Consider the following 6,676-nt stretch of genomic DNA (forward strand, 5'->3'; position numbering starts at 1 on the left):
TATGGCAGAGAACATGATTGAAATTAAAAGCCTGTATAAAAAATACAAAAACGCCGACGAGTTTTCTGTAAATGATATCTCTCTGAATATCGACAAAAATGAAATCTATGGTATTCTCGGTCCCAATGGAGCAGGAAAAACGACGCTGATTTCTATGCTTTCAGGATTGATTAAACCCACCTCAGGACAATTTACCATTGACGGACTCTCTCCACAAAAAGATAGTTTTAAAATAAGACAAATCATCGGTATTGTACCTCAAGAATATGCCCTTTATCCGACCCTTACTGCCAAAGAAAACCTTATGTTCTTCGGAAGTCTGTATGGTCTAAAGCATAAACAGCTTACTCAAGCTATTGATGAATCTCTGGAGATTATGGGGCTTTCAAAATTTGCCAATAAGCAGGTCGGGCAATTTTCCGGAGGAATGAAACGTCGTTGTAACCTTATTGCCGGCACACTGCATAATCCGAAAGTTCTTTTTTTGGATGAACCGACAGTAGGGGTGGATGTGCAATCTAAAAAAGTAATCATCGATTTTTTACAAGAATTGAATAAAAACGGAACCTGTATTATTTATACTTCCCACCACCTTTCCGAGGCAGAAGAATTCTGTACCAAAATCGCTATTATTGATAAAGGAAAAATTCATGCTGTGGGAACACCTGAAGAACTTGTTTCACAAATCGCTCATGCTGAAAACTTAGAAGATGTTTTCATTTCATTAACCGGAAAAGAATTAAGAGATGTTGTTGTATAAACTGTGGAGAAGTTTTATTAAAGAAATCCTTCTGCTGAAAAGAGATATCGGAGGAATTGTAATCATCTTTGTAATGCCGTTGCTTCTGATTGTAACCATTACGCTGATTCAGGATTCTACCTTTAAAAACCTTGAAGGTTCAAAAATCCCAATCATTTTTATAGATAACGATAAATCTGAAGTCTCAAAAAATATAAAAAGTGAGCTCGAAAGCAGCAAAACCTTTCAGCTACTGACGAACTATAATGAAAAATCAGCACAAGAAGCTGTCTTTTCAGGAGATTATCAGATGGCGATTGTCATCCCTGAAAATCTAACAAAAGATCTCAATTCCAATATTGATTCCAAAGTTCAGACTATCGTAAGCTCCTTTGGTCTGGAAGGAGATTCGGCAAAGACTAAAAAGGAAGCCCCAAAAGCCAAAGAAATTCATTTATACTTTGATCCTGCTACCAATGCCGGATTCAAAAACTCGGTGATGAATTCCGTTAACAAAATGGTCTTTGAAATTGAAAATAAAAAGATTTACAAGGCATTCCAGGACCAGCTTGGTACCACAGAAAATCTGGATGAAAACAAAAACCTGATTAGTTTTAAAGAGATTACTCCAAAGAAAGGAGAAATGGATATTATGCCGAATTCCGTTCAGCATAACGTACCAGCCTGGACACTTTTCGCAATATTTTTCATTGTTGTTCCTTTGTCCATCAATCTGGTAAAAGAGAAAAGCCAGGGAACAAGTGTAAGAGCAAGGATAAGCCCGACTCCATACTTTGTTCATATTTTAGGAAAAACATTTACTTACCTTATCATTTGTATTATCCAGTTTTTATTGATGGTTGCGGTAGGAATTTATCTTTTTCCATATATGGACCTACCGGCATTTGACGTATCCGGAAAAATGTTTCAGCTTGTTACCGTAACTTTATTTGCAGGATTGGCTGCTATTGGGTTTGGTGTATTATTGGGAACCATCGCAGATACACAAGAACAATCGGCACCGTTTGGAGCGACTTCAGTAGTAGTTTTAGCAGCTATTGGCGGAATCTGGGTTCCGGTATTTTTAATGCCTGAATTTATGCAGACCGTAGCCAAATTCTCTCCTATGAACTGGGGACTGAACGCTTATTATGATATTATTTTAAGAAACAGTGGAATTGGAGGTATCGCTAAAGAATTAGCTTTCCTATTTTTATTTTACCTTGCAACGGTATCCATTTCCATTTTTTACGAAAAAAAACAGAATGCAGTCTAAAGAAAATATGTTAACCTGTACCGAAGAAGTAAGAGTACGATTCAATGAAACAGACCCGTTGGGAATTGTCTGGCATGGCCATTATATTGTTTATTTTGAAGATGGAAGAGAAGCCTTTGGACGTCAACATGGTCTTACCTATCTTGACATTCAGAATGCAGGCTATGTAACCCCTATCGTAAAAAGTACCTGCGAACATTTTCTTCCTTTAAAATATGGAGAAACGTTCAAAATTGTAACAACTTTTATCAACTCTGTGTCTGCGAAATTGATCTATCAATATGAACTATTCAATCAGGAAGGTAAACTGGTTTGCAGTGGAGAAACGATTCAGGTTTTTTTAGACAATGACGGAAACTTATGTTTGTACAATCCGGAATTTTTTCAGACCTGGAAAGATAAAATGGGATTATCATGAAAAAGGAAATTTATATCTCAGATTACAATTGTGTGACTCCTTTGGGATTTGATGTAGATTCCAATTGGAAAGCCCTTTTGGAAGGAAAATCAGGAGTTGCTTTACATGATATTATAGAAAATCAGGAGGCAGTTTATGCTTCCATGATTGATTCTGAAAAGTTGGATGAAGAATTCAACAGATTCTTCAACTATGCTCAGAATGACATTCATAATTTTACGAGACTGGAGAAGATGCTTCTTTTAAGCATAAAACCTCTTGCTGAAAAATATACGCTATCAAAAGATACTGCTTTTATCTTATCAACAACAAAGGGAAACATCAGCTTATTAAAAAATCAGTCTCAATTGCCGGAAGGAGTTTATCTTTCTTCTTTAGCTCAGAAAATTGCTGACTTCTTTGGGTTTAAAACAAAACCTATTGTAGTCTCCAATGCATGTGTTTCAGGGGTAATGGCGATTGCAGTTGCTAAAAATATGATTCAGGCCGGAAAATATAAAGATGCCTTTGTAATAGCCGGTGATGAGATTTCTGAATTTGTTGTTTCAGGCTTTAACTCTTTTCAAGCCATTGGAGCAGAACCTTGTAAACCTTACGATAAAAACCGGAACGGAATCAATATCGGAGAAGCTGCAGCAGCAATTTATATTACTAGCCAACATTCTGAAGAAGAAAGAATCTCACAAAACGAGAACTTAAGATTTAAAATTCTGGGAGATTCTGCCATTAATGATGCCAATCATATTTCCGGTCCCTCAAGAACCGGAGATGGCTTGTATGCCAGTATTAAAAATGCAATGACAGAAGCCAGAATATCTGCAGAACAGATTGATTTTATTTCCGCCCATGGTACGGCAACAGTGTATAATGACGAAATGGAAGCTATAGCATTCAACAGAATGGAACTGCAAAACGTTCCTCTTAATAGTATGAAAGGCTATTACGGACATTGTTTAGGAGCTTCCGGGCTGCTGGAAAGTATTATCTCCATGGAAAGTGCATCTCATAGTACCTTAATTCCTTCTAAGAATTTTGAAGAAATTGGTGTATCTCAACCTTTGAATATTATCAGAGAAAATCAACCTGCAACAGTTCAATATATTTTAAAAACGGCCTCAGGTTTTGGAGGCTGTAATGCTGCGATAGTGCTGGAAAAATGTTAATTTGAGTAGAATGAAGAAAATAAACACCTGCACCATAGAACATTCAAAAATAACTGTTGATGGAAATCTTATTTTTGAAAGCCAAAGTGAAACGTTCCAGGAATTTGCAAAAGAAGCCTATAAAAGCTTAGAGCTCAGCTATCCTAAATTTCATAAAATGGACAACTTGAGTAAGCTAGCCTTTCTCTCTGCCGAAATGCTTTTAAAAGAAGATGACCACAGCAGAACAGCATTAGTTTTTGCTAATAAATCATCGAGTTTAGATACTGATTTTAAATATCAGGAAAGCATCAATTCCCGGGAGAATTACTTCCCAAGTCCGGCTGTTTTTGTATACACGTTACCTAATATCTGTGTAGGTGAAATCAGCATCAAACATACAATGCAAACAGAGAATGCTTTTTTCGTTTTAGACGAATTTGATGAAAAATTTTTGAACGACTATTCTGAGCAGATCCTCCAATCCGGAAAAGCTGAAAAGGTATTATGCGGCTGGGTAGAATTGTATCAGGAAAATTATAAAGCTTTTGTATATTTGCTCACATTATAATGTACCAATGAGATTCTTCGCTAAGCTCAGAATGACAATTACAATTATGGGTAAACTGATACATTAGTATATTATGATATTAAAATAATATTTATGGAAAACTTAAAAACTGAATTGAAGCACAAAATTATTGATGTACTTAACCTTGAAGACGTTTCTGTGGAGGAAATCAAAGATACGGATCCACTATTTGGAGGAGGCCTGGGTCTTGATTCTATTGATGCATTGGAACTGATTGTTCTTTTGGACAAAGACTATGGAATAAAATTAGCCGATCCTAAAAAAGGAAAGGAAATTTTTCAATCCATCGATACTATGGCTCAATTCATTGAAGACAACAGAACAAAATAATTTTTTTAAACGCTAGGTTCGCTAAGCTTTTTAAACATTGAAAATATTTTCGGTCGCAGGGGCGCTTCGCTTAGCAATGAATACCAATTATATTTTCTTTGCTGAGTGAAGTGTCCTTGCGAACTTAAAACAGTTTGATAATAAAAAAGCTTTGCGCTCATTGCCTTTAAATAATTCATAGAAAACTAATTAATGAGTCAAAAAATTGCCATAACAGGAATGGGCATCATTTCTTCCATCGGAAACAACGTGGAGGAAAATCTTATTTCCCTACAATCCGGAAAACATGGAATTTCAGATATACAGATGTTTGAAACCCGCCATGCAGGGGCCATTAAAACAGGGGAAATAAAGCTATCCAATGAAGAACTTCTACAGCAGCTTCAGCTTGATGAAGATAATAATGCAACAAGAACTTCTTTATTGGGAATGATTGCTGCAAAAGAAGCTGTAGAAAGTGCCGGAATTTCAGATATCAACGGTTACAAAACCGGATTGATTTCTTCTACCAGCGTAGGAGGAATGGATATTACCGAAAAATATTTCTACTCTTATGAAGACTTTCCTGAAAAGCAAAAATATATTGACGCTCATGATGCAGGAAATTCCTCATTGGCAATTGCTGATTATCTGGGATTAAAAGGCATGGTTTCTACCATTAGTACCGCTTGTTCATCAGCAGCCAATGCCATTATGATGGGAGCAAAACTGATTAAAAATGGAGTTTTAGACCGTGTCATTGTAGGAGGCACAGATTCTCTGTCAAAATTTACACTGAACGGATTCAATACCCTGATGATTCTTACGGATTCTTACAATACTCCTTTTGATCATAACAGAAAAGGACTAAATCTTGGAGAAGCTGCCGCTTTTTTAGTACTGGAATCCGACGAGGTTGTCAAAAAAGAAAATAAAACTGTTTTGGCTTATCTTTCCGGCTATGGAAATGCCAATGATGCTCATCACCAAACGGCATCTTCAGAAAACGGGCAAGGTGCATTTCTGGCCATGCAGCAAGCCTTGAAGATTTCAGGTTTGGCAAAAGAAGAAATTGATTACATTAACGTTCATGGGACGGCTACCCCTAATAATGATTTATCAGAAGGAATTGCCATGATCAGAATTTTCGGAGAAAATCAGGTTCCTGAATTCAGCTCAACCAAAGCATTTACAGGACACACATTAGCAGCAGCGGCAGGAATTGAAGCCGTATTTTCAATTTTAGCGATGCAGCATAGTGTCATTTTCCCGAACCTTAATTTCAAAACAAAAATGGAAGAGTTTGACTTAATTCCTGTTACCGAATTAAAAGAAAAGAATATCAATAACGTTCTTTCCAATTCATTTGGATTCGGAGGAAACTGTTCCACCTTAATATTCTCGAAATCATGAGTGCAGTGTACATCAACAGTGCATCCTGCATCTCTGTTCAGGACACTTTAAACGAAAATATTCTTCAGAATCTCAAGCCTGAAAATTCGATACAGATTCTGAAGGCGGTTGAACCCAATTACAAGGCATTCATTCCTCCCACTATGATCAGAAGAATGTCTAAAACCGTAAAAATGAGCTCCGTAGCTTCACACTATGCTTTACAGGAAGCAGGAATTACACGACCTGATGCAATCATTGTGGGAACCGGAATGGGCTGTTCACAAGATTCTGAAAAGTTTCTGAAAAATGTGATTGACAACCAGGAGGAGTTTTTAACCCCTACATTTTTCATTCAGTCGACTCACAATACCGTTGCCGGACAAATCGCTTTAGGATTGCAGTGTCATGCTTACAACTTTACCTATGTGAATACTTCTTCATCACTGGAATTTTCATTTCTGGATGCTCAATTACAGATCAATGATGGTGAGGCAGAAAATGTTCTGGTAGGATCTACCGATGAGCAAACCGACCGAACCATGGAGCTTTATCGTTTGCATAATATCATTAAGAAAGAAACAGATCTTCCGTCCGATTATCTAAATTCAGAGACAAAGGGAGTCATCTGGGGAGAAGGAGCCAGTTTTTTTGTAGTAGGAAAAGAAAAAACAGACCATTCCTATGCAAGGCTTAAAAATATTCACATCAATAACCGATTGGAAGTGGATGAAGTTGAAGATTTCATTCATGAATTTTTAACGAAAAACAATCTTTCCGCTGAAAATATTGATGCGGTGATTCTGGG

The 6,676-nt window shown here is 36.8% G+C and carries 8 protein-coding genes; all 8 read left to right on the forward strand.

The window, feature by feature from the left end; all coding sequences use genetic code 11:
* Position 1 precedes the first annotated feature (1 nt).
* A complete protein-coding gene (locus CW752_RS00180; RefSeq protein ID WP_101237780.1) occupies positions 2–760 on the forward strand; it encodes an ABC transporter ATP-binding protein in 759 nt (252 codons plus the stop codon).
* Entirely contained in the window at positions 747–2,015 is a 1,269-nt protein-coding gene (locus CW752_RS00185) for an ABC transporter permease (protein WP_101237781.1), read from the forward strand. Before CW752_RS00180 ends, CW752_RS00185 begins: the two co-directional genes overlap by 14 nt.
* Complete coding sequence (locus CW752_RS00190; RefSeq protein ID WP_101237782.1) at positions 2,005–2,433, forward strand: acyl-CoA thioesterase; 429 nt, start codon at positions 2,005–2,007, stop codon at positions 2,431–2,433. Before CW752_RS00185 ends, CW752_RS00190 begins: the two co-directional genes overlap by 11 nt.
* Entirely contained in the window at positions 2,430–3,596 is a 1,167-nt protein-coding gene (locus CW752_RS00195) for a beta-ketoacyl synthase N-terminal-like domain-containing protein (protein ID WP_101237783.1), read from the forward strand. Before CW752_RS00190 ends, CW752_RS00195 begins: the two co-directional genes overlap by 4 nt.
* Positions 3,597–3,606: 10 nt before the next feature.
* On the forward strand, positions 3,607–4,146 hold the full coding sequence (locus CW752_RS00200; protein ID WP_101237784.1) for a 3-oxoacyl-ACP synthase: 540 nt from the start codon (positions 3,607–3,609) through the stop codon (positions 4,144–4,146).
* Positions 4,147–4,239: 93 nt separating this feature from the next.
* A complete protein-coding gene (locus CW752_RS00205; protein ID WP_101237785.1) occupies positions 4,240–4,497 on the forward strand; it encodes a phosphopantetheine-binding protein in 258 nt (85 codons plus the stop codon).
* A 192-nt stretch (positions 4,498–4,689) separates the two neighbouring features.
* Positions 4,690–5,889: a beta-ketoacyl-[acyl-carrier-protein] synthase family protein gene (locus CW752_RS00210; protein ID WP_101237786.1), complete on the forward strand. Its 1,200-nt coding sequence runs from the start codon at positions 4,690–4,692 to the stop codon at positions 5,887–5,889.
* Positions 5,886–6,676 (forward strand): beta-ketoacyl synthase N-terminal-like domain-containing protein (locus tag CW752_RS00215; RefSeq protein WP_101237787.1); only part of this gene is annotated, 791 nt, incomplete at its 3' end. The genes CW752_RS00210 and CW752_RS00215, both read left to right, overlap by 4 nt.

This window comes from Chryseobacterium sp. PMSZPI, assembly GCF_002835665.1.
Classification (GTDB): Bacteria; Bacteroidota; Bacteroidia; order Flavobacteriales; family Weeksellaceae; genus Chryseobacterium.